Here is a 24455-nt window from a genome sequence, read left to right on the forward strand (position 1 = left end):
TGCGGTCCGTGCGCACCGAACCGAAGCTCGGGCTGTAGGGCCAAGCTGGCTGATCCGGCGACAGGGGCGTTGAGGGCCTCCGCGACGGATATCGCACTCTGCCCCCTGTTTTCTCCTACCGGTCGCTTCCTTCGAAGCTGCCGTAGAACACGCCGGACGTCGTCAGAGCCGGATTCAGTTCGACATTGTTAGGAGCGGTGAGGATGACGGTGCCCGGTGCCAGATTCTGCGGCGGGGTAAGGGTGTAACGGGTGGTGAGGAACGGCGAGCTGTCGTAGCTGCCGGAGTAGACGATCACGGCGCTCTCGCCGGCATCGACATTGATCAGCGCGTCGACCGCTCCGCTGCCCGAAGCCGGCGTACAGCCGCCCGAGGGTGCACTGCAGGTCCAGGTGGGAGAATTGATGCCGCGCGGCGCGCTCAACTGCAGGCGCGCGCCCTCCACAAGGAAGCTGCCGCGATTGGTGAGTTCGAACGCCAGCACCGGCGGGGCCGCAGAACCCTTGCTGTCAACAAGATTGAAAAGGGGGTTGGGGCCCTGGCCCAACAGCAACGCGAAGATCTGTTCTTCCTTCTCGACAATCGACAACCGGTAGGACCGGCAGGAGCCGTGTTCAACACTCTCATTCGTATCCAGATTGGGACAGTTCGGATTTCCGCCACCGTCGTCGCGCAGCTGAATATCAACCAAGCAGAGACCGAAGTTTCCGGCGCCCGGACTCTCCCAATACAGGTCGCCCGTCACCATATCGATGGTTGGCAGGGAAGTATTGCAAGCCACAGGTACTACTGAGACCGATACCGATTGCCCCGCCTCGTCCGCAGGCCCGGGCGAGACCGATGCCAGGAATCCGGGAACGCTCAGGGGCATCGAGGCCTGCTCCGGCGTGAGGGAGAAATGCGTGATGCCGGATCCCAACCCGTCTGCACCAGGACGATGGAACGTCGCGGTGGGAGCATCGTTGACCGGGGTAACCGTGATGGGCACCTCAACGCTGTGCGTGCCGCCTGCGTTGCGCGCCGTGAAGGTCAGCGTTGCCTGGCCATTGGCGTCCCCCTTCGCAAAATAGCGGAACTCGTATCGTGTGCCGGAGGAACCGGTGGTCTCCAACTCGATGTCCTCCGCACCCACCAGCGACTCGTTGGTGCTGGAGGTGAATTCCACCGCCTCCGTGTTGGCGGATGCCTGGAAAACCAGCGTGCCCGTAGCTCTGAGGTATTCGATCACCACGAACGACGGGAGACCGCGGATGGACGCCGGAAGCCTCTCGTCCTCAATCAGCGTTGTCACGGACCCCGACGCCACCAGCGCCAGGGTCGGCGGCGTCGGAACCGCCGTGATGGGCGCCAGGTTGACCGAGGTCAGGCCGGGGGCGGAGGCCTGGACCTGCAAGTTGCTGGTCTGGGCATTCACGCTGCATCCGGAGAACGTGGCCACGCCCCCCACGGCAGCCACCGGGTTGGAGGAGCAGGAAAGTGTGCCTGTGCCGCTGAGGTAGGTGAGGGTGACGCTTTGGGTTGCGGAGGTGACGGTCGCCCCGGAGGCGTCCTGAATCGCAATCCGTGGCTGGGACGAGCAGGCCGATCCCAGCACGCACCCGGAGACCTCCTGAATGACACCGAGCTTCGTTGCTCTCGGCCCAGGGAGGATCACGATGTCTGCAGTCGAAGAGACCGGAATCGTGTCCTTGGAGGTGGCCACCGTGAGGCCTGCCTTCGCGAGCGTGCCGGCCGCCGGGTTGGTCGCCGAAATACCGAGGGTGGCAGCGCTGCCCGCGACCGTGCCGCCGGCGCCCACCGTCACCACCACCGTGTCCGTCGCCCCCGCCGCAACCGTGCCGGACAGGCTGGTCCCCGGGGCGAGGCCGGCCCCGGCTGTGACATTCGTTGTGCCAACCGGAAAGCTGTAACCGGTCAGCTTCACGGTGATCGTGTCGCCCGCCGAGAGCGCCCGCGTCGAAGTAAAGGTCACCCCGACCGTGGCGGCCTGGCCCGCGGTCTGCGGGCTGGTCGAAATCGTGACGTTGCTGACCGCCGTGGCCGTGGCCGTCGAGTAAGCATTGGCGAGGATGGTCGCACCGTAATCGGTGGCAACGAGCAGGTCGTAGGAGCCCTCCGCGAGCGCGGGCGCGGTGACCAAAATTTCGGTGTCGGTCTTTGAACCGATGGTGGCAGCGTTCGAGGGGTTGCAGAGCGGCCCGAACAGCTCGTCCACCGTACAGGTGCCGAACTCAACCGAATAGGCGGTCGCGAGGTTGCTGCCCTGGATGGTCAGCGTCTCACCCCCCGCTGGTGAACCGATGGCGGGAGAGACCCCGCTCAGGGCAGGCGGATCGACATAGGTGAATGCGGCGGTCTTGGTGGCGACGCCCCCGGTGAGGGTGACGACCACGTCTACCGTGCCCGCCGGGTGCGCCGGCGTCACGACCCCGATCTGGGTGCCGGGCTCGGCGATGGTCAGCAGCTCGAATGACTGGACCTCCACCCCGCCGAACGTGACGCTGAGGATGTCACTCTGCTGCGGTCCGAACTCGGAACCGTTGATCGTGACGAAGTTGCCTCCCACGGTCGAGCCGCTGGCAGGGTCAAGGAAGTCGATGGACGGCGCAGCCACGCTGGTCTGCATGCTGGCAAGCAACAGCAGTGCGCAGGATGCGATCACCGCCAAGGCGCGACGCCACGCAGGCATCGCACGACGCGAGGGAGGCAGCGAGGTGCCGGGAAGCGGTTGAACGGAATATCGCGACCAGAAGCTGTGGCAATCCGCGCTTGTCTGCATGTCCCGCTTCCCTCGATTCGTTGTCCGTAAAGGCGACCATCCGCGGCTGCCAGGTGCGTGGGAGCGTAGCATCCAGAAGCGGACCGGAACTGACGAGTCGGTAGGGGATTCCACCCTGGCGGGCTGCGAGGGAGGGGGCCAAGGTTGGACGCGTTCTTCCCCTGTTTCGAGGGGTGGATTCCCGCCATCCCGTCAAGCGCTCAAGACGTATGCATGGGGCCCGTCCCGGATGCGCCGACCCGATGCCTCACAGCCCAGTCGGCACAACGAACGCGGGTCGCGCGTTCCCTGGTTCGCGATTCGACCGGTCAAGTGGCGCCGGAGGGCAGGCGGGTGCCGCCGGGGGACGCCGGGAGGGGCGCAGCCACCCAAGCCCCCTCACATCCATCCGCTTCAGCGAAATGCCCCATAGGGTGCGCCTAGGCGCACCGACGCCCCCCACACCCCCACCGAGCCGCCTCAACCCTCCCAGCTTCCAACTCCTCCCCTTGCGCGCCCGCAGGGCGCGGAGGGGGAGGCCGGGAGGGGGTGGCCCCCGCACACCTCAGTCCCTCAACGCTCCCCGACGCCCCCTCAGGGGATTCCCCATCCCCCACCCAGCGTGTAGATTCCCAACAAATCAGGCTACTAAGTCCGTTCTAGCCGACCATGCCCCAAGCGATGCTCCTCCCATCGCCAGCCCGTCGCCCCGCCCCGCCGCGTCGGTCGACGGCGCTGTTTGAAGGCTGCGCATGGCCACCCTGATCCCCTCCCGAAACCAGTGCCTGCCGCGGATGACCTCCGGCGAGCGGCGCACCGCGCTGCGGCTGGAGGAGCAGCTGGATGAGGACTACCTCGCCTGGTTCGACGTGCCCATCGGCCCCAAGCAGCGCCAGCCGGACTTCGTCGTCCTGCATCCCAACCGCGGCCTGCTGGTGCTCGAGGTCAAGGACTGGAAGCTCGACACCGTCGTCTCCATCGACAAGACCCGCGCCGTGCTGCGCACCGGGCGCGGCGACGTCACCGTGGTCAACCCGCTGCTGCAGGCCCGCGCCTACGCGCTGGAACTCAACACCGTGCTTCAGCGCGACCCGGCCCTGGTCTTTCCTGCCGGCCACCTCCTGCAGGGCAAGTCCATGGTGCCCTGGGGGCACGGCGTGGTGCTGGCCAATGTCACCCGCGCCCAGTTCGAGGCCCACGAACTGGGCCATGTGCTGCCCGAGCATCTGGTCCTGCTGCGCGATGACCTCGCCGAGAGCGTCGACCGCGAGGCCTTCGAGCAGCGCCTGTGGGACCTGTTCAATGCCCACACCGGTCACCCGCTCAGCCTGCCGCAGATCGACCGCATCCGCTGGCACCTGTTTCCCGAAGTACGCGTCGTTTCACCGATGCAGCCCGACCTGTGGGCCGACGACCAGAGCCAGAACGATACCGCCGCCATCGAGCAGACCCTGCCCGACCTGATCCGCGTGATGGACCTGCAGCAGGAGCAGCTGGCCCGCTCGCTGGGCGAGGGCCACCGCGTCATCCACGGCGTGGCCGGCTCCGGCAAGACGATGATCCTCGGCTACCGCTGCCTGCATCTGGCCCGCAGCCTGAGCCGGCCGATCCTCGTGCTCTGCTACAACGTCACCCTGGCCGCGCGGCTGGAACAGCTGATCGCCGCGCGTGGCCTGCAGGCCCAGGTCAGCATCCGCAACTTCCACGGCTGGTGCCACGACATGCTGCGCACCTACCGCCTGCCCAAGCCGGAGCAAGGGCGCGACAAGTCGGCCTTCTTCGAGGCCATGGTCGAGGCGGTGATCGCCGGCGTCGAAGGCAATGCGATTCCCCGCGGCCAGTACGGCGCCGTGCTGATCGACGAAGGCCACGACTTCGAACCGCGCTGGCTGCAGCTGATCACCCAGATGGTCGACCCCAGCACCAACTCCCTGCTGCTGCTCTACGACGATGCCCAAGCGATCTACGGCGGGCCCAAACGCCGGCGCTTCAGCTTCAAGAGCGTCGGCATCCAGGCCCAGGGCCGCACCACCATCCTGCGCCTCAACTACCGCAACACCTACGAGATCCTCGCCCTGGCCAAGGCCTTCGCCGGCGACCTGCTCGATGGCGACGACGGCGACGACGACACGCCCCACGTCATCGCCCCGGAAAGCGCCGGCCGCCACGGCCCCGCGCCCCAGGTGATCGACTGCGACAGCCCGCAACACGAAGCCGAGCTGATCGCCAGCCAGGTCGCCGACCTCATCGCCAACGGCCACGACCCCAACCAGATCGGCGTCATCTGGCGCGACTACGCCCACGCCACCCGCATCGAAAAGGCCCTGCGCCGGGCAGGCGTGCCTTTGCGCTGCGCCACCACCAGCCGCGACAAGAAGTCCCTGTTCCAGGGCCCACCCAGCGTCAAGCTGGTCAGCGCCCACTCCAGCAAGGGGCTGGAGTTCGAAAGCGTGTTTGTCTCCGGGCTCGGAAGGCAGACCAAGGCCGAAGAGGATCCGGTAACCGAGGCGCGGTTGATGTATGTGGCGATGACGCGGGCGATGACGCGGCTTTGGGTGCTGCGGGTGGGGGGAGGGGAGGGTGTTCGATCCGCCGCTGCGGAAAGTGCACTCTGACCCCTGTTTCGGCACTGTTCCGCAGACCCCTGTTCCGCAGTTGTGGTTTGTCACAATCGGACCTTTCCTCTGTCTACAGTCCAACTGGCAACATGCCCGCATAGGGATATGATGCAAGTTGTCGTTTGGAGAGTTCGGACGGATGATACTGGTGCGTTCGGGCGGATGGTTTGGGTGTGATGAGCCGCCTACTTATGAGGATTTTGACCAAGAACGCTTGGCGCTGCGATGTCGGGATCAAATCATGTCCAGAAAGCGAAACAACAAATCGAGAAGACGAAGCGCGTCTCACGTCCTTGTAGCAGCAACAGATTCAGTGAATACGAAAGAGCGAAAGAATCCCTTTGATCGATGGCATCTTATTCTTGCCGTTGCCGCCCTTGCAGTGGGAATTCCTTCAGGGTTTCCCGTCCTTAGAGAATTGTTCCCAACCCCTTGGGAGTCACACCGTGAGAGCGCACAAGAAGTCAACTCCCGCCTTTTCGAAACGAGCGTAGAAGCGCTGATCTTGATTGAACCGAGCAACGCGACTTACTTCTCGCGAGGTACCTTCGAGGCTTTCAGACGAGTCGCGGACGTCCAACTAGTTCCGATGGGACTGCTCCGAGTTCATTCAGCAGAGGAAGTGGAGGAAGCGCGGAAGTCATTTCCTGGGTTTGGCCGCGCCGGCTCAGCGACCGAGAGCGCAGCAATAGAAGGATTGGTATTCGGCGGAGTCTCGCTGACAGAAAAGGGCAGAGCTGTGCGCGAGTACGTTCTGGCCAACCGACCTCTCAAGCCAGGAAGGCTCGTTCTCTCAGAGAACGGTCTCCGTCGCGAACAAGGGCCAGACCAGTGAGCGTTGTGAGTTTGCATCACGAGCGTGGCTAAGTGGTAAGTGCACTCTGACCCGAATGGCACTGACCTAGGGGCTAAGTGATTGAATAAACTGAAGCGTCTACCTCCTACGTAGGCCGCTTGACCCAGCATTCGCCATGGCAGGCGACGAAGGTTTCAGCCATTCCTCGCCTCGAATGGCGAGGGATCGCTACGGTCGCGACGAAGTGGACGGAATGCAAGGTGTTGAAGTTCAAAGGAACTGGTCGCTAAGTCAGTGCCATTCCACACTGACCCCTGTTTCCAACCAGGCAGCCTTCCCGCAGCCTCGCACGCAGAAGCCCGGGCTCGGCTTTCCGCAGTGTCGCCTCCTTGCCCTGATGTGCCTGTCGAGCGGCGCCGTGCTTGATACTGCCACGGGCGCTACCCAAGGAAATGGCAGCGACGAAAACAGCCTGCTGAGATCTCTGCTCGACCACTTGGAGGCCGGCGACATTCTGCTTGGCGATGCATTCTTCTCGACGTGCTTCCTACTCGCCGACCTCAAGGGTCGCGGCATCGCCGGAGTTTTCGAGCAGTTTGGTGCACGGCGACGGAGCACAGACTTCCGCCGAGGCCGACGACTGGGTGAGCGAGACCATGTGATCGAACTGCGAAAGCCACCCAAACGCCCTGACTGGATGACCCAGTCACAGTAAGACGCTGCCCCGGATATGCTCCTGGTTCGCGAACTTCGCACTGGTGGCAAGCTTCCCGTCACCACCATGCTGTGTCCGCGCCAAGCGCCCAAGCACGATCTCAAGGCGCTGTATCGCCAGCGTTGGCAAGCGGAACTGGACCTTCGCTGCATCAAGACCACCTTGGGCATGGAGACGCTGAGCTGTCGCACGCCGGAGATGGCGATGAAAGAGCTGCGCGTCTACCTGATTGCCTACAACCTCGTCCGAGGCCTCATGCTGCGTGCTGCGCTCCACGCTGAGATCGCGCCGAGAAGCTTGAGCTTCAAGCACACCGTTCAACTCTGGCTCGCCTGGCGAGGTACTCATCGCCGAATGATCAGCAACGAGGTCGAGCTGTTGGCGCTGGTGGCGCAGCGACGCGTGGGTCGAAGACCCGGGAGAACTGAACCTCGAGCGGTCAAGCGGCGACCCAAAGCCTACCGCCTAATGACGCAGCCCCGCGCTGCAGCGCGCGAACAGGTGCGCAGATACGGGCACCCTCAGTGGGTTAAGTAAGTTCCATTCCACTCTGACCCCTGTTTCGGACCCCTGTTTCGTGCCATTCCACTATGACACCTGTTTCGCTGGAAGAGTGGCCATCCAGAGCAGTCATGTGTGCAAAGTCCACTCCGTCCCCAGCTTCTCCTAACCCCTTCTTCTCCCAGCTACTCTCCTGCTCATCTATGTCCCTTGCCCAAGTTCAAGAGCCGACAACACCCACTGGCGTTCGAAAGGGGTCAGCTCGGCTGATCGGCTGCGCGCAAGTTCGGCAAGTTTGGCCGTCAGCTCAATCTTCGTCTCGCCACCATGAAATCGCTCCGAAACCTGAATAGGTATCCCTTCTTCGTCAAGATCCTTCAACGCCTCGGCCTTGAACCAGCGGCTCATCTCAACGATGAACAAGCTGTAGTCGGCGTGCCCACCAGAGCCCCGTACAAACGCTTGTACCAATGCGAACCATTGGGGTAACCCGTACTCGCACGCGCGAAGGAAGCGAAAGACGTGGTCGTATGCATCCGCCGTACCTCGGTAGGTGGCGTCATACTTCGTAAGAAATGCCTGCATGCTGGGCGCTTGGCGCAGGGCATTGATCTGATATGTCAGCATCTTGTCGGTGAAGGCACCGAACTCACTTGCCCGCCGAACCCCGCATATCAAACTGACAACCGCGGCGATCTGTTCATAGCGGGGGAATCCTGTCCATTGAAGTGAGGCAGACTGGGACTTTTCTACGGCGCTCTTGAGAATGGCTGCATTCTCAAGGCCCACAGACGCTGCCAAACGCACATCCTCACCCTCCAGGCCAAGCGTTGCCTTGATCGCCGTTACGCGTGTGTCGGGCGACCTGCGCGTCGGCTGGTCGTCGAGTTGCACTACGTAGTCCAGCGGCGCAGTGTCTTCGTCGGCAAACAGTGTTGGTGCAACCTCCATCTCTTCCTGATCGGGCGCTTCATTGAAGAGGTAGACGCGGCCAACATGGTGTTGACCCAAACGGCCAGCGCGACCCTTGATGTTGGAGTACGTGAAGAAATCGTAGGGCGCCTTGTTGATGTCCTTGTCGTAGATGAAGACTGTCTTCGCGGCGGTGTTGACGCCTTCAATCAGGGTCGATGTGCAGAAGAGTACGGGCAAGGTTCCTTCGTTAAACAGTCTAACCATGTGTGAGGCGATGGCGCGAGGTAGTCGCCCATGATGCACGCCGAAACCGTATCGAACTGAGTTCACCACCGACCACTTTTCTCCAACGTTTGCCCTCAGCCATTCAGCGAACGGCGAGGCCGTATCGGAGACGGCCATCTCTTCAGCAGCTCGCGACGCCATGCGGTTCGCTCGATCGGGTGACGATAGGAACACCAAGGCGGGCCAATTGGCTTCTTCACCGACCTCTTCAAGCAGTCTGGCTTCCTTCTCTGCAACCTTGCGCAAGTCGTAGGTGTCGACGGCAACGGTCGAGAACCGCGTACGCAAGAACTCAAACTTCCAGCGGCCGCCCTGGTCAAAGCGAACGCCGTCAATGTTGGGTCCAAGAAAGAAAAACTGTTTAGAACGGTTCAGAAGTTTGTAGACGGCCGCATTCAGCGTGACGCTTCTTTCATCCTTGCGTGTCGGATCGAGCTTGTAGAACTCATCGACCACCGTGAGGTCAAGCGTTCCAAGGTCCGTTCGGTGAATCAGGCGCTCTTGGGTGCCCAAGAAGATCGTCGGTGTGTCCTCATCGGCCGAATCCGACGGGTGCATGACAACGGCAAATCGATCTGGAAAGCGACGACGCAGGCGGCGGCGAAACTCATCGAGCAGGGCGATAGTTGGAAGTACTATCGCAACGCGGCGGTACTTGCTCGACGCCAATAGCGCATCGATAAGCAAACTCTTGCCGAAGCTTGTGGGGGCGCTCAGGATCAAATTCCGGCCGGCAAGCAAGTCGTTGAGAGCCTCGACCTGCTCGCGATGCAGTGTTACTCCGTCTAATTCGGGGAGCGTGACGGATTCCGCCAATAGCACATCAGCTTCTGTCGCAGCCTCCTTGTCGATGTAGTTCCAAAGTCCAGACAATCTGGCCAGTGCGCTTAGTGGTTCTCTATACGAGGCAAGCTCAGGTCGCTTTGGAACAATTTCGGCGAGCCGCGGAATGACTTCAAGCGTCTCGGGCGTATTGAAGGCATCAGTATGGAAAGCGTGAGAAGCTTCTTGGAGCAGCTCGAAGATGCGCGCCTTTAGCGCTGGGCCGCTCAGTTCAGCAATCTGCGTCCATTCATCGCGCGTGATGTTCATTTCTTAGCCCTGTATCACCAGACCTTTCAGACGTTTGTCGAAGGCTGCAGCCAGAGAATCCTTTGATCCGAGAGGGATATAAACGAGCAGCATTCTGATCTGGTTCGGGAGGCCAGACTCACTGAGTCTGTCCCGGTAGCTGACCAGTTCCTTGAGAACTGCTGACAGGTACTCCTCCGTATGGGCTTTGTGGGTTCCGATCGCACCGCTGTCGCATGCAATGCAGACTGGAAAGACCGCGTTGCTGAACAGCGCATCGAGCGAAGTCTGGCTGGCGAGCAATTTGCGTATCGCATCGGCGTGCGGTAGGTGCTTCGATACCTGAGGCCCGAGAAGCAGCTTTTCATGGCGCAGGAATCCTGCGTCGATGTGCTGCTTGACAGACTGAATGGCGGAGGCGACTGCCTCCAGGCCGCTCTTGTAGAACTTAGATTCGCCCAGCCAGATTTCGAACTGATCCTTTTGCAGGTACCGAACATGAACCATATCAAACGACTTCACGACGTCGTTCGATGACGTCTTGTAGAAGACGCGTGGGGCGAGCGGGATGGTGTCAAAGAAGGAGCGGCAGATCGCATGAAGCACGATCTCTCCGAACTCTCCACGCTTCGCATATTTGTCGGTCGAGTACACGCGGACCGCAGCCTCTTTCAGGCGGACATACATGTTCCCATGGTTGATGTCGAGTTCGTCTTCGCGTAGTGCGTAGTCCGCGATCCACTCGATCATGTGATCGGCGAAGGCAGCGCATCGCCATTGCTCAACTTCAAATCCTGCGCAGTAGCTCTCGTGCGACCAGGGCTTGTCTGTGGAGCTCAGGCGCACGAGCAGCGGCTCGGGAAGACGTGCGGCCGGAGAAGGGTGCAGAGAGTGTCTGCTCATGGCGCCCCACACCCCTCCACCGTCATCGAATACGGCACATACAGCAGCAGCTCCAACGGCCCCACCCGCTCCCATTCAATCCGGCTGTTCAGCCCCTCCAGCGCCACCTCGCAGCCTTCGCCCATGGTCTTGCGCAGGCGCTGGGAGTCGGCGGCGATGGCGTCGATCAGTTCGTAGCGGTAGCGCTCGGGGCGGCGCATGCCGAGGGCGGTGTCGGGTTCGAGCTCGATCTCGGTTCGGCCGACCATCGGGGTCTCGCGCAGGAAGTCGCGCAGGCGTTCGATCTGGGCCGTCTCGTCGCCGTCGATATCGACGCGCACGCGCAGCTGGACGCGGCCGGTGTCGGGGCGCTTGGGGTCTTCGACCAGGTTCAGGGCCGGGGAGTCGGGCTTGAGGGTCTGGGCGTAGCCGTCGTCATGGATCACGGCATAGCGCTTGCCGGCGCGGGTGATCAGCTTGCGCACGGTGGCGTCGACCTCGCTGCGCCGGCCTGCCTCGCTGCGGGTGTCGTTGACCAGGGTGAAACCCTGTGAGAGGTAGTCGCCGCGCTTGGTGATGGCAACGGCCGGCACGTCGAGCAGGTCGCGGTAGCTGATCCGGCTGCCGGTGACCTCGATGCGATCAAGCGAGAAGCCTTCGTCCTCGGCCTGCGCCGGCCCGAAAGCTAGCCATGCCGCGCACACCAGGCACCACAGGGCGTTGCGCGGCATCGGGCGGGGTCCTTAAGTGGCGATTGGGCGGAGGATTGCCGTGGTTGCGATCAGATGTCAACGGTTTGGGAATTTGGGGTGGGGTGCTAAGGGGTTTGGCTGTGGCCTTGGGGGGGGCTACCCCCTCCCGGCCTCCCCCTGCGCGCCCTGCGGGCGCGGAAGGGGAGGAGTTGGGGGGTGGGCTTGAAGGGGGACTGAGGTGAGGTGGGATCCTGCGGTCGCGGGCGAGCCCGCTCCTACAGGGAAGCGGTGTCGAAGGCTTGGGTGAAGTGGTCGACGACAAGTTGGCTGAAGCGGTCGGGGAATTCCTCGTGGACGAAGAGTTTGCCGCCTTCGATTTCGATCAGCTCGGTGGGGCCGGCAAACTGGGTGACCATGCGTTGGGCGGCGTCGAGCTTGAACCAGGGATCCTTCGTGCCCCAGATCAGCCGGACCGGGGCGCTGATCTTCTGGTGGGCTTCGTAGCAGCCGTCGAAGTCTTCTGCGCGCAGCTTGTCGGCGAGGACGAAGATGCCGGCGAAGCGTCGGCCGTCGCGGGCCAGCGGGCGCAGGAAGAGATCTGCGAGTTCCCTTCGGAGGGCTGGATCGGTGGCGCTGCTCAGCCAGGCCTTCTCGCGGACGGAGGCGAACTGCAGGCCGAGGCGCATGATCGTCCTCGCGCCGAACTGGCGGCCCTTGCGCAGCGCGGCGTGGAACAGGCGGGAGTAGTCCTTCGGCGTTTCGGTGTTGCCCAGGGCGAGGCCGGCGATGCGCTGGGGCATCTCGGCGGCGACCTTGCGCGCAAAGCCGCCGCCGCTGTCAAAGGCGACGAAGCCGAAGCGCTCGGCGAGGTCCATCCTCTGCAGCGCCTGCCTGAGGCAGGTCGTCAGGCCATCGCAGCCGCGTGGGGTGTCCTCGCTCCACGTGCTGCGCCCGGAGCCGGGCAGGTCGATGACATGGCAGGTGAAGTGTTGGGCGAGCACCGGCACGATGCGCCGCCAGGTGCGGCCATCCACCGGCCATCCGTGCACCAGCACCAGATCGGGCCCGCGGCCGATGACCCAGTAGGGCAGGCGGCTGTGGCCCAGGTCGATCCAGCGCCCGGGCTCGGCCATCAGCTGATGGGCGATGTCCATGCCCGCCACCCGCTCGGTGAAGCTGTTCATGGGCGCTCCTGGGTCGACCGTTGCGGCACGTTACCGGACGGGGCGGGTGGGGCGAGGGCGGGGGCGCGTTCTAAACGCGCGCTGCGCGGCGCCGGGTGCCGGGATGCGGGGATGACTCAGCCTGGCGCCGGGCGCTGCATCAGGAACTCGTGGTCGTCCTCGCCAACGGTCTCGAATCCAAGTTTGGCGTAGAGAAACCGTGCCGGGTTGGCCTTGAGCACCTTGAGGGTCAGCGCGACCCCTTGAGATTCGGCCTCGGCGATCAGCTGCTGCAGGAGACGGCTGCCCGCGCCCTGGCCCTGCATGCGGGGGCCAAGCTGCAGCTGGATGATCTCCCAGCTGTCGGTGCCGCGCGCCAGCTTGAGCAGGCCGATCGGTTCGCCCCCATCGCACAGCACTTCCGCGCAGTCGAAGCGATGCATCACCCGGGCGAGGTTGTCCTCCGCGGTGCAGCGGATGCCGCTGGCTTCCAGATGCGCATCCATCGTCGCGCTGCGCAGTGCAAGCAGGAAGGGGATGTCCGCTTCAGCGGCTGGGCGTCGTGTCAGTGGGGAGGCAGGTGGCATGGGGTGGTTGGGGGTGTCGGTGGGGCGCATATTGGACGCGAGCGCAGGGTGTCGTCATGCCATAGAGCGAGGTGAATCCGAAGCCCTGCGGTCGCGGGCGAGCCCACTCCCACAGACAAGCCGAAGTGCCCCGCGCCACCGTAGCGCCGCGGCCCTGCGAATGTAGGAGCGCACATGGGCGCGACCGCAGGGTGCCGTCGTGCCACAAACCGGAGCAGATCCGGAGCGCCGCGGTCGCGGCCGTGTCCGCTCTTACAAAGAAGCCCGGCTCGCCGAACGGCCAGGAGTGCCGCTGCTCTGTGGGAGTGCCCTTGGGCGCGACCGCGGGGTGTCGTCATGCCACAGACCGGGGTGGATCCGCAGCGTCGCGGTCGCGGCCGTGTCCGCTCCTACAACAGAGCCCGGTCCGCCGAACGGCCAGGCGCGCCGCTGCTCTGTGGGAGTGCCCTTGGGCGCGACCGCGGGGTGTCGCTGTGCCACAGACCGAAGCAAATCCGCAGCCTCGCGGTCGCGGGCAAGCCCGCTCCTACAGGGAAGCGGAAAGGCTTGGGCCCAGGGAGGAGTGGAGGCGCGTTTGGGATGCGGCCTACTTGGCGCGGTGCCAGATCATGCGGGCTTCGAGCTTGCCGGCCCAGTCGGGCTTGCTGCCGTCGGGGTAGGTTTCGTCGTGGAGGGTCAGGGTCAGCACGTCGCCGTCGAGGTGCAGGCGAAAGAACTGCTGGCCGCCTTCGAAGCCCGGCACCTTGGCGATCCGGGCTCGGGTGCTGAGGGTGGTGGCGTCGCGGGTGTAGGTGCCGGCGTTGAAGGCGATCGAGCGGAAGGCCGACAGCGCCTCGGCGTCGCTGGGCCCCGCCAGCACCTTGAACGGCTCGCGCGGGGTCGCGGCGGTGATCCAGCTGATCGAGTAGTGCGCCTCGCCCAGCAGCAGAAATCCGCCCGGCGCCGGGGCCAGCTTGTGGGTCTTCCCGTTTTGCTGCCAATGCAGCTCGCGCAGTTCCCAGCCGCCGAGCAGCGGGTTTGTCTTAACGGGTGGTTGCGTGGATGCGGCGGCGGAGGAGGCGATGGCCATACCGAGCAGGCAGAGCGTCAGCAGGCGGATAAGGTTCATGGGCGGGGCTCGAAGCGGATGGGAGGGCGCAAGGCTGCCCGTTGATCCGCTTGTCGATCAATCGATGGGTGGGCGGTTCGTCGGCGCGAGGGCTCAGCTGGGCGCAGGGGTTGGGAAGTCGCCAGAGTCGGCACAGTGTCGCGCCCATCCGGAACAAGCCGCCGATGCACGCGAGGCGCCCGGGGGGCAGCGCGTCACGACGGCGGGCGCTCGCAATGTGTGTGGCGTTGACTCGGGCTGGCGTTGTGGCTGGATGGAAATGTACAAGGCTGGGCAGCAGGACGGATTCGCGCGAGACGGCGCGCTCGATGCCATGTGGCCAGGGGCTCAACGTCCGAGCCCGCTACGCGTAGGGTGGAATCGCCCTGCGCCCCCGGGCATTCAGGACGCGCGCAATGGGCCCGGGTTTACGTATCCTTGAACAGGAGCATGGGTCCGAAACCAGGGTGGAACGGCATGAGGTCATCGCAGTCGGCCTGCGCGCAAGCTGTCTTCATCGTGGTGCTGGCGCTGTGCGCGCTTCATCCGAGCTGCGGGCATGCGCAGGTCAGCTATTACGTCGACCCGGTCAACGGCGATGATGCGCAGTCGGGCTCGCTGGCAGCGCCCTGGAGATCCTTCCGCAATATCATCTCCTACTACCATCCCAGCTTCCGCCCCCCACAATGGGTGCGCGTTCAACCGGGGGATACGCTGTTCCTCATGGAGGGCGTGCACGACACCATCCTCCATCCCGGTGGTGATGGCGGCGCAGCGGACGGCGGTGCGTACCTGATCTACTTCCGCGGTGAGCAAGGGAGCCCGGACCGGCCGATCCGGATCAGTGCGTTCGCCAACGCCCGCCCGATCCTCGACCCGGGTGGGGCTGGACACGGAGTCCACATTCAGCAGGGCAGCCATTTCGACATCTCGGGAATCTCGGTTCGCAATGCCTATTCGCCAGGCGAGGGCGGGGGCATCACCCTGGCGGATGTCTCAGGCGTGCGGGTGCATGGTGTCGAGGTCCACTCCACCGACGGCGTCGACAACAACAATGTGTCGGGCCTGCACTGCAATGGGTGCCGTGACATCGAGATCTTCGGAAGTCGCTTCTACGACAACTACGACCGCACCAATGCGGACACCGGCGGGCAGAGCACGCCGAATAGCTCCAACATGGTGTTCTTCCGCGGCGAAAACGTGAGCGTCCACGACAACGAGTTCTTCAATTCGGTGCCGATCACGGCGTCAAGATCGGGTATGTGCCTGAAGTACAAACACGCGAGCGGCAACCCCGCTGGATACTTCCGTGTCTATAACAATGTCTTCAGAAACTGCAAGCACGCCGCCCTGCAGACCGGAACCGCAAATACCCACTTCCACGATAACGTTGTCATCGACTCGGGGCCGGTGCAGTCGATGGATCTTGGAGGGCCCACGCATCAGACCAACCAGCTGTTCGAGTTCAACACGATCTATCGATCGGGCGGCATCCAGGTCGATCCGACAGTCGATTGGCGGGATGCGGATTTCCCGGATGACCCCAGCAATATCGTCATCCGCCACAACATCGTGTACGACACGGCGCCTGCCTACCATCAGGAGAACGGACTGATCAATATCGGGACGTATATGAGCGATGCGCTCTATGCCGAGATCGAGCCGGAGTTGACGCTGGAAGCAAACTGCTACTTCAATCCGGGTCGTGCGGTGCAGTTGAACATCGGTGCGGCCAATGGGGGTGGCTTTGGCATTCTCGGCGGCCAGTACACGCTAGCCGAATGGCAGCAGGGGCTGGGGTTCGATCTCGACTCCCGGGAAGCTGACCCCCTGTTCGCGGACGCGGATACCGGCGACTTCCGGCCCGCCCCGTCCGGTCCCTGTGCCGGCATGGGGGTGTTTGCCCGCGACACAGGCCGCATCTTCGCAGACGGTTTCGAGCTGCCGGGCTAGTGAGACGCGGAGACGCGGGGGTCAGAGTGCACTTTCCGGGGCAGGGTTCGGCGCACTGTTCGGACGCATGACCCGGTTTTCGCAGCCGTGGTTGCCCCACGCGTTGAGATCTCTCCGTGCAGGCGTGGGAGCAAAGCTGGCTGCCGCATTGAGGAATGCCGTGCGCCGACAGGAGTCTGCCGTCGCCGGAGGCGGTGTTGATCCAGGTGCCGACTCTGACGAATTTGCGGCTGGCGGCTACCGTCAGAGCAGAAGAAGCGCATCTAAGCATGTGACTTCACGGTCAGCGCCCGGCCTTTCCGCAAGTGCCCGCGGAGACACTGGCATCCGCCCCACGCACACCTGGTGCAAGAGCTGCCCTGTGCGATCTCGCGACGGGGAACTGCGCCTTGCTCCCCGCCTTCTTACACCTGCTTCCCGCTCGCTGCTGTAAAGCCCATCAGTACAGTCGCACAGCCTCTGATCGCCAGCCCCACAACAGGCGTGCCATCGTCGGAGAGATGTCGTGGTGACTGAATTCGTCGACAACCAGCCCGAACTGTCCGCCGAGCATGAATGCTCGCCTTTCCACGAAGGGGCGGTAGGTGTGGGCGAGGTCCCCAGAGAAGCAGCACGGGTCATGTCGTATCAGCACTTGAAACTGCTCCCGCCCTTCTGACGCGGCCATCAGATAAAGCTCGATGTAGCCGACACTCAATCCGGGCAGGGACTGCTCGTAGTCCCACATGGAGTTCGGCACCACGCGCGTCAGGTAGTCCGGCAGCGATCCTGCTATCGGGTAGCTCCGCGCGATGCGCGTGTCCATGGCAGCGTACAGAACAGTCGCCCAGCCCCCACCCGATAGCCCGGTCATGATGATCTCGTCGTACTCCTTCAGGCTGGTGGCATAGTTCAGGCCAAGCGCCACCGGCTCAAGAAACGGCCGCAACGGGTACTTCTCTTCGGCGAAGCGGGAGTGGTCGCCGCCCGGCATGTTGACCGCGAGTACGTCAAAGCCTACGTCTCGTAGCGCCGTGACACCGAAGGCCTTCTCTGCGACCTCGTCATGTCCGCCGTGGTAGATCGCGAGCGAACGCGTAGGTTTGGCGGCACTGAGCATGGTCGCGCGTACCAGCTTTCGCTCCTGTGGAAGCGGGCCGCCGAAGACGTCCTGAATCAACCCCGCCCGTAGCCTTTGCACATCATCAACCGTGCGAACCTTTGTCTTGAGCTCAAAATTCGGTACCACCAGTGGCGCTGGCACGAAAGGTTCCGGTTGCGAACAGGTCCAGTAGGGTTGTAGCTGTCGGAAGTTCCACCCCCATGCAGCAAGCGCGACCACCACGAGGATCGCGACGATGACTTTGTCTCTCCGCACAGCGTTCTCCGAACGGCGTCGATTGACTACTGCAGGCAGGTTTCAGGTCTGCGTCCACGTTTGCCTGCTGTCCTGCAGCCTGCCATGGTCATCAAGTACAGCACATACAGCAACAGTTTCGACGGCCTCGCTCTCTCAAAGCCGTGCCGCCCGTTTGCCTGCTTTGGCGCTGCCTCGCAGCCCCCACTGAAGCGCCGCGCGCCGTAGCTGTTTGTCAGGCTCTTGCGGGGCGGCGGCTGGCGAGGACGGCGAGGAGTTCGTGGGCGACGCTGGCGGCGGCCAGCGCGGTGATGTCGGACTGGTCGTAGGCGGGGGCGACCTCGACGACGTCCATGCCGGTGACGTTGAGGCCGGTCAGGCCGCGGATCAGGGTCAGGGCGTCGTGGGTGGAGAAACCGCCGCAGACCGGGGTGCCGGTGCCGGGGGCGAAGGCGGGGTCGAGGAAGTCGACGTCGAAGGTCACATAACAGGGATGTTCGACGACGCGGGCGCGGATCAGCTCGATGGCATGGACCAGTCCGTGGCGGTGGATCCAGTCGGCGCTGAGCACCTGGAAGCCGTGGTCCTCGGCGTTGTGGGTGCGCATGCCGAGCTGGATCGAGCGCGCCGGATCGACGTAGCCCAGGCGCGCCGCGTGGAAGAACATGGTTCCGTGGTCGATGCGACCGTCTTCGTCGCGCCAGGTGTCGCTATGGGCGTCGAAATGGATCAGCGAGAGCGGGCCGTGGCGCTCGTGCAGGGCGCGCAGCACGGGGAAGCTGATGAAGTGGTCGCCGCCCAGGGCCAGCGGCACAACATCGGCGGCGACCAGCTCGCGGACCTGCTCGTAGAGCCGCTCGGGCGCCTCGTCCGGCCGGCCCGGGTCGAAGTACAGGTCGCCGTAGTCGAGCAGGTTGAGCCGGTCGAGCGGGTCGAAGTCCCAGAGATACGGTTTGCACCAGGCCAGCGAGGCTGAGGCCGCGCGGATCGCCCGCGGGCCGAGGCGGGCGCCTGGGCGGTTGGTGGTGGCCAGATCAAACGGGGCGCCGAAGACCGCCACGTCAACGCCGTTCAGATCCTTGCCGTAGCGCCGGCGCAGGAAGCTGGTGATGCCGGAATAGGTCGGTTCGGCCTGGGTGCCGTAGGGCGAGGCGCGGGTGATCGCGGTGTCGGTGGAACGCGGAGTGGCGGGGCTGGGGGGCTGCTTGTTGCTGCTCATGGCGGACGTCTCGATGGATTGAGTCGTCGTTTCGCCAGCGGCGCCGGGACGAGGGGACCGGGGGATGATTCCGTGATTGGCGATTCAGGAGCCGTGATTGGTGATTCGTGATTCGTGATTCGTGATTCGTGATTCGTGATTCGTGATTCGTCAGGAGCAGTAGCCGGCAGGGTGAGGGGCGGGCTGGGTCGGGCCGAAGAGTGAACTGCTGGGCGCGTGTCGCGGGCAAGCCCGCTCCTACAGAAGAGCGGCGTTCTTCGCGCTCTTGCGAATCACCCATCACGAATCACGAATCACGTCTCTTACCCCATCGTTGGCATCACGAACTCGGCACGCACCTCCTCGGGCCAGCGGGCGGTGATGGTCTTCATCCGCGTGTAGAAGCGGACGCCGTCCGGGCCGTGCATGTGCAGGGGGCCGAACAGGGAGCGCTTCCAGCCGCCGAAGCTGTGGAAGGCCATGGGCACCGGGATCGGGACATTGATGCCGACCATGCCGCACTGCACGCGGTGGGCGAATTCGCGGGCGGCGCCGCCGTCGCGGGTGAACAGGGCGCAGCCGTTGCCGTATTCGTGCGCGTCGATCAGGGCCGTCGCGGCGGCGAGGTCGGGCACGCGGACGATGCACAGCACCGGACCGAAGATCTCCTCGCGGTAGATGCGCATGTCGGGCGTCACGCGGTCGAACAGGCAGCCGCCGAGATAGAAGCCCTCGGGATGCGCCTCGACGCGGTGGCCGCGGCCGTCGACGACCAGTTCGGCACCTTCCTCGATGCCGAGGTCGACATAGCCGCGCACCCTGTCGAGATGGGCGCGGGTGACCAGCGGGCCCATGTCCGGGTTGTTCTCTGCGCCGTGGCCGATGCGCAGGGCGCGCACCTTCGGCGCCAGGGTGGCGACCAGGCGGTCGGCCAGCTCGTCGCCGACGCAGGCCGCGACCGAGATCGCCATGCAGCGTTCGCCGGCCGAGCCGTAGGCGGCGCCGAGAAGGGCTTCGGCGACCTGGTCGACATCGGCATCGGGCAGGGCGACCAGATGGTTCTTGGCCCCGCCGAGCGCCTGCACGCGCTTGCCGCTGCGTGCGCCGCGCTCGTAGAGGTACTCGGCGATCGGCGTCGAGCCGACAAAGCTCACCGCCTGCACGCGCGGATCATCGAGCAGGGTGTCGACGGCTTCCTTGTCGCCGTGGACGACGTTGAACACGCCGTCGGGCAGGCCGGCCTCCTTGAGCAGGCTGGCCAGCAGGTTCGGCGCGGACGGGTCGCGCTCGCTGGGCTTGAGGATGAAGGTGTTGCCGCAGGCAATCGCGATGGGAAACATCCACATCGGGACCATGGCCGGAAAGTTGAACGGGGTGATTCCGGCGACCACGCCGAGCGGCGCCTTCTCGCTCCAGCTGTCGACATCGCGGCCGACATTGATCGACTTCTCGCCCTTGAGCAGGTGCGGGATGCCGCAGGCGAACTCGACCACCTCCAGCCCGCGGGTCAGCTCGCCGCGCGCATCGCTGAGCACCTTGCCGTGCTCGGCGCTGATGGTGCGGGCGATCAGGTCGGCGTTGGCTTCCAGCAGCGCCTTGAACCTGAACATCACCCGCGCCCGGTTCAGCGGCGTGGTGGCCGCCCAGGCGGGGAAGGCGGCCTCCGCCGCGGCGATGGCGGACTCGACCTCGGCCTTTGAGGCCAGCGGCACGCGGGCGCTGACCGCGCCCGTGGCCGGGTTGTACACATCGCTCCAGCGGCCGCTGGTTCCGCTGACCTCCTTGCCTGCGATCAGGTGGGGGAGGTCGGGGACGTTCTGCGGCTTGGGCTGGGCGTTCATGCAGGGTAATCCTCGTTGGAACCCCCCGCGCACTCAGGCGCGAGGGGCGCTCGGCTCAGCCGAGGGCTTTCGCCGCCGGCACATAGGTGTAGCCGAGGTCGCGCGCGACGGCTTCATAGGTGATCTGCCCGGCGTGCACGTTGAGGCCGTTGAGCAGGTGGATGTCCTCGAACATCGCGCGCTTGGCGCCCTTGTTGGCCAGCTGCACGGCAAACGGCAGGGTGGCGTTGGTCAGGGCGAAGGTCGAGGTGCGGGCGACGCCACCCGGCATGTTGGCCACGCAGTAGTGGACGATGCCGTCGACGTCATAGGTCGGGTGCTGGTGGGTGGTGGCCTTGGAGGTCTCGAAGCAGCCGCCCTGGTCGATGGCGACGTCGACCAGCACCGAGCCGGGCTTCATCAGGCCGAGCTGCGCGCGGGTCACCAGCTTGGGCGCGGCGGCACCCGGGATCAGCACGGCGCCGATCACGAGGTCGGCATAGCGCAGGCATTCCTCGATAGCGTCGGCGGTGGAATAGAGCGTGGTGATGCGGTCGCCGTACAGCTCGTCGAGGTACTTCAGGCGCTCAAGCGATCGGTCGAGGATGGTCACGCGGGCGTTCAGGCCCATGGCCATGCGCGCGGCATTGATGCCGACCACGCCGCCGCCGATGACCAGCACGTTGGCCGGCTTCACGCCCGGCACGCCGCCCAGCAGCACGCCCGAGCCACCCTGGGCCTTCTCCAGCGCATGCGCGCCGGCCTGGATCGACATGCGGCCGGCGACTTCGCTCATCGGGGCCAGCAGCGGCAGGCCGCCTCGCTTGTCGGTGACGGTCTCGTAGGCGATGGCGGTGCAGCCGGACTCGACCAGGCCCCTGGTCTGCTCCGGATCCGGGGCCAGGTGAAGGTAGGTGTAGAGTACCTGGCCTTCGCGCAGCATCTTGCACTCGACGGGCTGCGGCTCCTTGACCTTGATGATCATATCGGCCTTGGCAAAGATCTCCTCGGCAGTGTCGATGATCTGCGCCCCGGCCCGCTCGTACAGCTCGTCGGTCAGACCGATGGCGGTGCCGCCGTCCTTCTGCACGATGACCTGGTGGCCGTGGTCGATCAGCTCACGCGCCCCGGCCGGCGTCAGGCCGATGCGGTATTCGTGGTTCTTGATTTCCTTGGGTACGCCGATAAGCATTGCTTTCCCTCCCGGGGAGCTTGATGTTTTTGGTTTCTTAGAGGCTAGAGACTAGGGGCCAGGGCTCAGAGAAGCGGGTTGACGCAGGCTTGCAGGCCTGATGCTCTTTCCTGAGCCCTGAGCCCTGAGCCCTGAGCCCTGAGCCCTGAGCCCTGAGCCCTGAGCCCTGAGCCCTGAGCCCTGAGCCCTGAGCCCTAAGCCCTAAGCCGCCGCGCGTATGGTATCGGCCAGCGTGCTGAAAATCCTTTCTATCTGCGCCGGTTCGATGATCAGGGGCGGTGACAGGGCGATGACGTCGCCGGTGACCCGGATCAGCAGGTCGCGCTCGTGGAAGCAGCGGCGGAAGACCTCGTAGGCCCGGGCGCCGGGGGATCCCTCGCGTGGGGCCAGCTCGATGGCGGCAATCAGGCCGTGGTTGCGGATGTCGATCACGTTGGGCAGGCCGCGCAGGGCGTGGGCGGCGTCCTCCCAAGCCTGGCCCAGCTCGAAGGCGCGGTTGAACAGGCCCTCTTCCTCATAGGTGTCTAGGGTGGCCAGGGCCGCCGCCGCGGCCACCGGGTGGCCGGAGTAGGTGTAGCCGTGGAACAGCTCGATGGCGTTCTCCGGGCCGTGCATGAAGGCGTCATGCACCTGGCGCGAGGCCAGCACCGCGCCCATCGGCACGGCGCCGTTGCTGAGGCCCTTGGCGCAGGTGATGAGATCCGGGGTGACGCCGAAGCGCTCGGCGCCGAAGGCCCCGCCGATGCGGCCGAAGCCGGTGATCACCTCGTCGAAGATCAGCAGGATCCCGTGCCGGTCGCAGATCGCCCGCAGGCGCTCCAGATAACCTCTCGGCGGCAGGACCACGCCGGCGCTGCCGGAGATCGGCTCGACGATGACCGCGGCGATGGTTGAGGCGTCGTGCAGCTGGACCAGGCGCTCGAGGTCGTCGGCCAGCTCGGCGCCGTGCTCGGGCAGGCCGCGGGAGAAGGCGTTGCGCGACAGGTCCAGGGTGTGGCGCAGGTGGTCGACGCCGGGCAGCATCGCGCCGAAGAACTTGCGGTTGTTGACCATGCCACCGACCGAAATGCCGCCGAAGCCGACCCCGTGGTAGCCCTTCTCGCGCCCGATCAGCCGGGTGCGCTGGCCTTCGCCGCGGACGCGGTGATAGGCGAGGGCGATCTTCAGTGCGGTGTCGACCGCCTCCGAGCCCGAGCAGGTAAAGAACACGTGCCGGAGGGGATCAGGCGCGAGGTCGGCCAGACGCTCGGCCAGCACGAAAGGCAGCGGATGACCCATCTGGAAGGTCGGCGCGTAGTCGAGGGTGGCGATCTGCCTCGACACCGCCTCGACGATCTTCGGTCGCGCATGGCCGGCATTGCAGCACCACAGGCCGGCGGTGGCATCGAGGATCTGCCGGCCGTCCACCGAGCGGTAGTACATGCCCTCAGCCGAGGCCAGCAGGCGCGGTTCGGCCTTGAACTGACGGTTGGCGGTGAAGGGCATCCAGAACGCCGAAGTCTCGCTCGGCGCGGCGGTGGGATCGAAGCGCATGGAGGGGCTCCGGGGGTGTTGCGCGCACGCTAACAGTGTTGAAAAAACTTTACAATTGAGGGGGCGCTGGGGAGCGGAAGCAGGCTGGGGCGGACAGCATGGGGTTATCGCCAGCAAGCTGGCTCCTACAGTTAAATCAATGTCTTGTAGGAGCCAGCTTGCTGGCGATCAGGGTACTCAACGTCCTCGCCGCCACCCTGCCAGCCCCTGTCCCCTGTCAAGTTTATTGACCCACCCTGGGCGGGCTGCTACACGTTGCGCCTGTCCCGCCTTTGACCGGAGATCGCCCCATGGATATCGGCGCCCGCCTGCAGGCGGTCCGCAAGGCCAAGCAGCTCAGCCAGCGCGAACTGGCCAAGCGCGTCGGGGTCACCAACAGCACGATCTCGCTGATCGAACAGAACAAGGTCAGCCCCTCGGTCAGCTCGCTGAAGAAGGTGCTGGACGGCATCCCGATCTCGCTGGCCGACTTCTTCACCCATGACTTCGACGACGGCGCGATGGACAGCCCTTTCTACCGCGCGGCCGAGCTGCCGGATGTGGGCAACAACGAGATCCACTATTTCCTGATCGGCCAGCACCGTCCCGGCCGTCAGATGTGCCTGCTGCGCGAGGTCATGCCGCCCGGCAGTGACACCGGCGATACCATGCTCCAGCACGAAGGCGAGGAGGGCGGCGTGGTGATCGCGGGCCAGGTCGAGGTCACGGTGGGCGAGCAGGTGCGCGTGCTGGGCCCGGGCGACGGCTATTACTTCGAAAGCCGCATCCCGCACCGCTTCCGCAATGTCGGTGAGGGCGAGGCGGTGATCGTCAGCGCGAATACCCCGGCGACGTTCTGATGGCCGTGCTGGCATTGCCGCGATCTCACCCGCCGCGGGCCGCGTTTCGGAGCCGTCGTAGAGCGCAGCTTGCTGTGCTGCGAGCTACCACGCACCCCTGTAGGAGCGGGCTTGCCCGCGACCGCAGGGTTTCGTCGTGGCCGCGCGGCGAGGAAGGACGAGGCGCCGCGGTCGCGCCCAAGGGCACTCCCACAGTGGGCGTTTCGAAGCGCCTCGGCGGGGCCGCAGCTTTCCCGCTCTTCTGTAGGAGCGGGCTTGCCCGCGACCGAAGGGTTTCGTCTTTCCCGCGCCGTGAGGAAGGTCCCAGCGCCGCGGTCGCGCCCATGTGCGCTCCTACAACCGCAGGGGCGCAGCGTTTCTGCAGGGCTGGGGTTTCCGCGCTCTTCTGTAGGAGCGGACACGGCCGCGACCGGGGCGTGTGGGCTCATCCACGCGGCGAAGAAGATCGCGGCGCCGCGGTCGCGCCCATGTGCGCTCCTACAACCGCAGGGGCGCAGCGTTTCTGCAGGGCTGG

Annotated in this window: 17 protein-coding genes; 5 read left to right on the plus strand and 12 right to left on the minus strand. The window is 64.9% G+C overall.

Going from position 1 to position 24455, the window contains the following annotated elements:
- Positions 1 to 115 precede the first annotated feature (115 nt).
- The gene (locus M0G41_RS08480) at positions 116 to 2662 is read right to left on the minus strand and encodes an IPT/TIG domain-containing protein (protein ID WP_248208254.1); all 2547 of its coding nucleotides are present in this window, start codon (positions 2660 to 2662) and stop codon (positions 116 to 118) included.
- An 848-nt stretch (positions 2663 to 3510) separates the two neighbouring features.
- On the opposite strand from M0G41_RS08480, the gene M0G41_RS08485 reads away from it, so the two are divergent.
- The 3 genes from M0G41_RS08485 to M0G41_RS08495 all read left to right on the plus strand — a co-directional run bounded on the left by M0G41_RS08485 (position 3511) and on the right by M0G41_RS08495 (position 7424).
- Positions 3511 to 5373 carry a DEAD/DEAH box helicase gene (locus M0G41_RS08485; RefSeq protein ID WP_248207806.1) on the plus strand — a complete coding sequence of 621 codons (1863 nt, stop codon included), beginning with the start codon at positions 3511 to 3513 and terminating at the stop codon, positions 5371 to 5373.
- 974 nt (positions 5374 to 6347) lie between these two features.
- Positions 6348 to 6887 (plus strand): hypothetical protein, encoded by a 540-nt coding sequence (locus tag M0G41_RS08490; RefSeq protein ID WP_248207816.1) that lies wholly within the window; start codon positions 6348 to 6350, stop codon positions 6885 to 6887.
- Positions 6888 to 6902: 15 nt separating this feature from the next.
- Positions 6903 to 7424: a transposase gene (locus M0G41_RS08495; RefSeq protein WP_248207824.1), complete on the plus strand. Its 522-nt coding sequence runs from the start codon at positions 6903 to 6905 to the stop codon at positions 7422 to 7424.
- A gap of 165 nt (positions 7425 to 7589) precedes the next feature.
- On the opposite strand, the gene M0G41_RS08500 is transcribed toward M0G41_RS08495, so the two are convergent.
- The 6 genes from M0G41_RS08500 to M0G41_RS08525 all read right to left on the minus strand — a co-directional run bounded on the left by M0G41_RS08500 (position 7590) and on the right by M0G41_RS08525 (position 14091).
- Positions 7590 to 9680 (minus strand): DEAD/DEAH box helicase, encoded by a 2091-nt coding sequence (locus tag M0G41_RS08500; protein ID WP_248207825.1) that lies wholly within the window; start codon positions 9678 to 9680, stop codon positions 7590 to 7592.
- A 3-nt stretch (positions 9681 to 9683) separates the two neighbouring features.
- The gene (locus M0G41_RS08505) at positions 9684 to 10562 is read right to left on the minus strand and encodes a HamA C-terminal domain-containing protein (protein ID WP_248207829.1); all 879 of its coding nucleotides are present in this window, start codon (positions 10560 to 10562) and stop codon (positions 9684 to 9686) included.
- Complete coding sequence (locus tag M0G41_RS08510; RefSeq protein ID WP_248207833.1) at positions 10559 to 11272, minus strand: hypothetical protein; 714 nt, start codon at positions 11270 to 11272, stop codon at positions 10559 to 10561. Before M0G41_RS08510 ends, M0G41_RS08505 begins: the two co-directional genes overlap by 4 nt.
- A gap of 236 nt (positions 11273 to 11508) precedes the next feature.
- Entirely contained in the window at positions 11509 to 12417 is a 909-nt protein-coding gene (locus M0G41_RS08515) for an alpha/beta fold hydrolase (RefSeq protein WP_248207834.1), read from the minus strand.
- A 116-nt stretch (positions 12418 to 12533) separates the two neighbouring features.
- Entirely contained in the window at positions 12534 to 12902 is a 369-nt protein-coding gene (locus M0G41_RS08520; protein ID WP_248207838.1) for a GNAT family N-acetyltransferase, read from the minus strand.
- A 667-nt stretch (positions 12903 to 13569) separates the two neighbouring features.
- Complete coding sequence (locus M0G41_RS08525; protein WP_248207841.1) at positions 13570 to 14091, minus strand: lipocalin-like domain-containing protein; 522 nt, start codon at positions 14089 to 14091, stop codon at positions 13570 to 13572.
- Between the two features lie 456 nt (positions 14092 to 14547).
- Between M0G41_RS08525 and M0G41_RS08530 the strand changes: the two genes are divergently transcribed.
- The gene (locus M0G41_RS08530; protein WP_248207843.1) at positions 14548 to 16023 is read left to right on the plus strand and encodes a right-handed parallel beta-helix repeat-containing protein; all 1476 of its coding nucleotides are present in this window, start codon (positions 14548 to 14550) and stop codon (positions 16021 to 16023) included.
- A 439-nt stretch (positions 16024 to 16462) separates the two neighbouring features.
- Here the strand turns inward: M0G41_RS08530 and M0G41_RS08535 are convergent, their stop codons facing one another.
- From M0G41_RS08535 to aptA, 5 genes are all read right to left on the minus strand, one after another.
- Positions 16463 to 17266, minus strand: coding sequence for a hypothetical protein (locus M0G41_RS08535; RefSeq protein WP_248207852.1), 804 nt, complete (start codon positions 17264 to 17266; stop codon positions 16463 to 16465).
- 328 nt (positions 17267 to 17594) lie between these two features.
- Entirely contained in the window at positions 17595 to 18578 is a 984-nt protein-coding gene (speB, locus tag M0G41_RS08540) for an agmatinase (protein ID WP_248207854.1), read from the minus strand.
- A gap of 302 nt (positions 18579 to 18880) precedes the next feature.
- Positions 18881 to 20398 carry a CoA-acylating methylmalonate-semialdehyde dehydrogenase gene (locus M0G41_RS08545; RefSeq protein WP_248207856.1) on the minus strand — a complete coding sequence of 506 codons (1518 nt, stop codon included), beginning with the start codon at positions 20396 to 20398 and terminating at the stop codon, positions 18881 to 18883.
- A 55-nt stretch (positions 20399 to 20453) separates the two neighbouring features.
- Positions 20454 to 21569, minus strand: a complete 1116-nt coding sequence (gene ald, locus M0G41_RS08550; protein ID WP_248207859.1) for an alanine dehydrogenase — start codon at positions 21567 to 21569, stop codon at positions 20454 to 20456.
- Positions 21570 to 21770: 201 nt separating this feature from the next.
- Positions 21771 to 23102, minus strand: coding sequence for an omega-aminotransferase AptA (gene aptA / locus M0G41_RS08555; RefSeq protein ID WP_248207862.1), 1332 nt, complete (start codon positions 23100 to 23102; stop codon positions 21771 to 21773).
- Positions 23103 to 23392: 290 nt separating this feature from the next.
- On the opposite strand from aptA, the gene M0G41_RS08560 reads away from it, so the two are divergent.
- Positions 23393 to 23941 carry a cupin domain-containing protein gene (locus tag M0G41_RS08560; protein WP_248207864.1) on the plus strand — a complete coding sequence of 183 codons (549 nt, stop codon included), beginning with the start codon at positions 23393 to 23395 and terminating at the stop codon, positions 23939 to 23941.
- Positions 23942 to 24455 lie beyond the last annotated feature (514 nt).

The sequence above is a fragment of the Pseudomarimonas salicorniae genome (assembly GCF_023156535.1).
GTDB lineage: Bacteria > Pseudomonadota > Gammaproteobacteria > Xanthomonadales > Xanthomonadaceae > Pseudomarimonas > Pseudomarimonas salicorniae.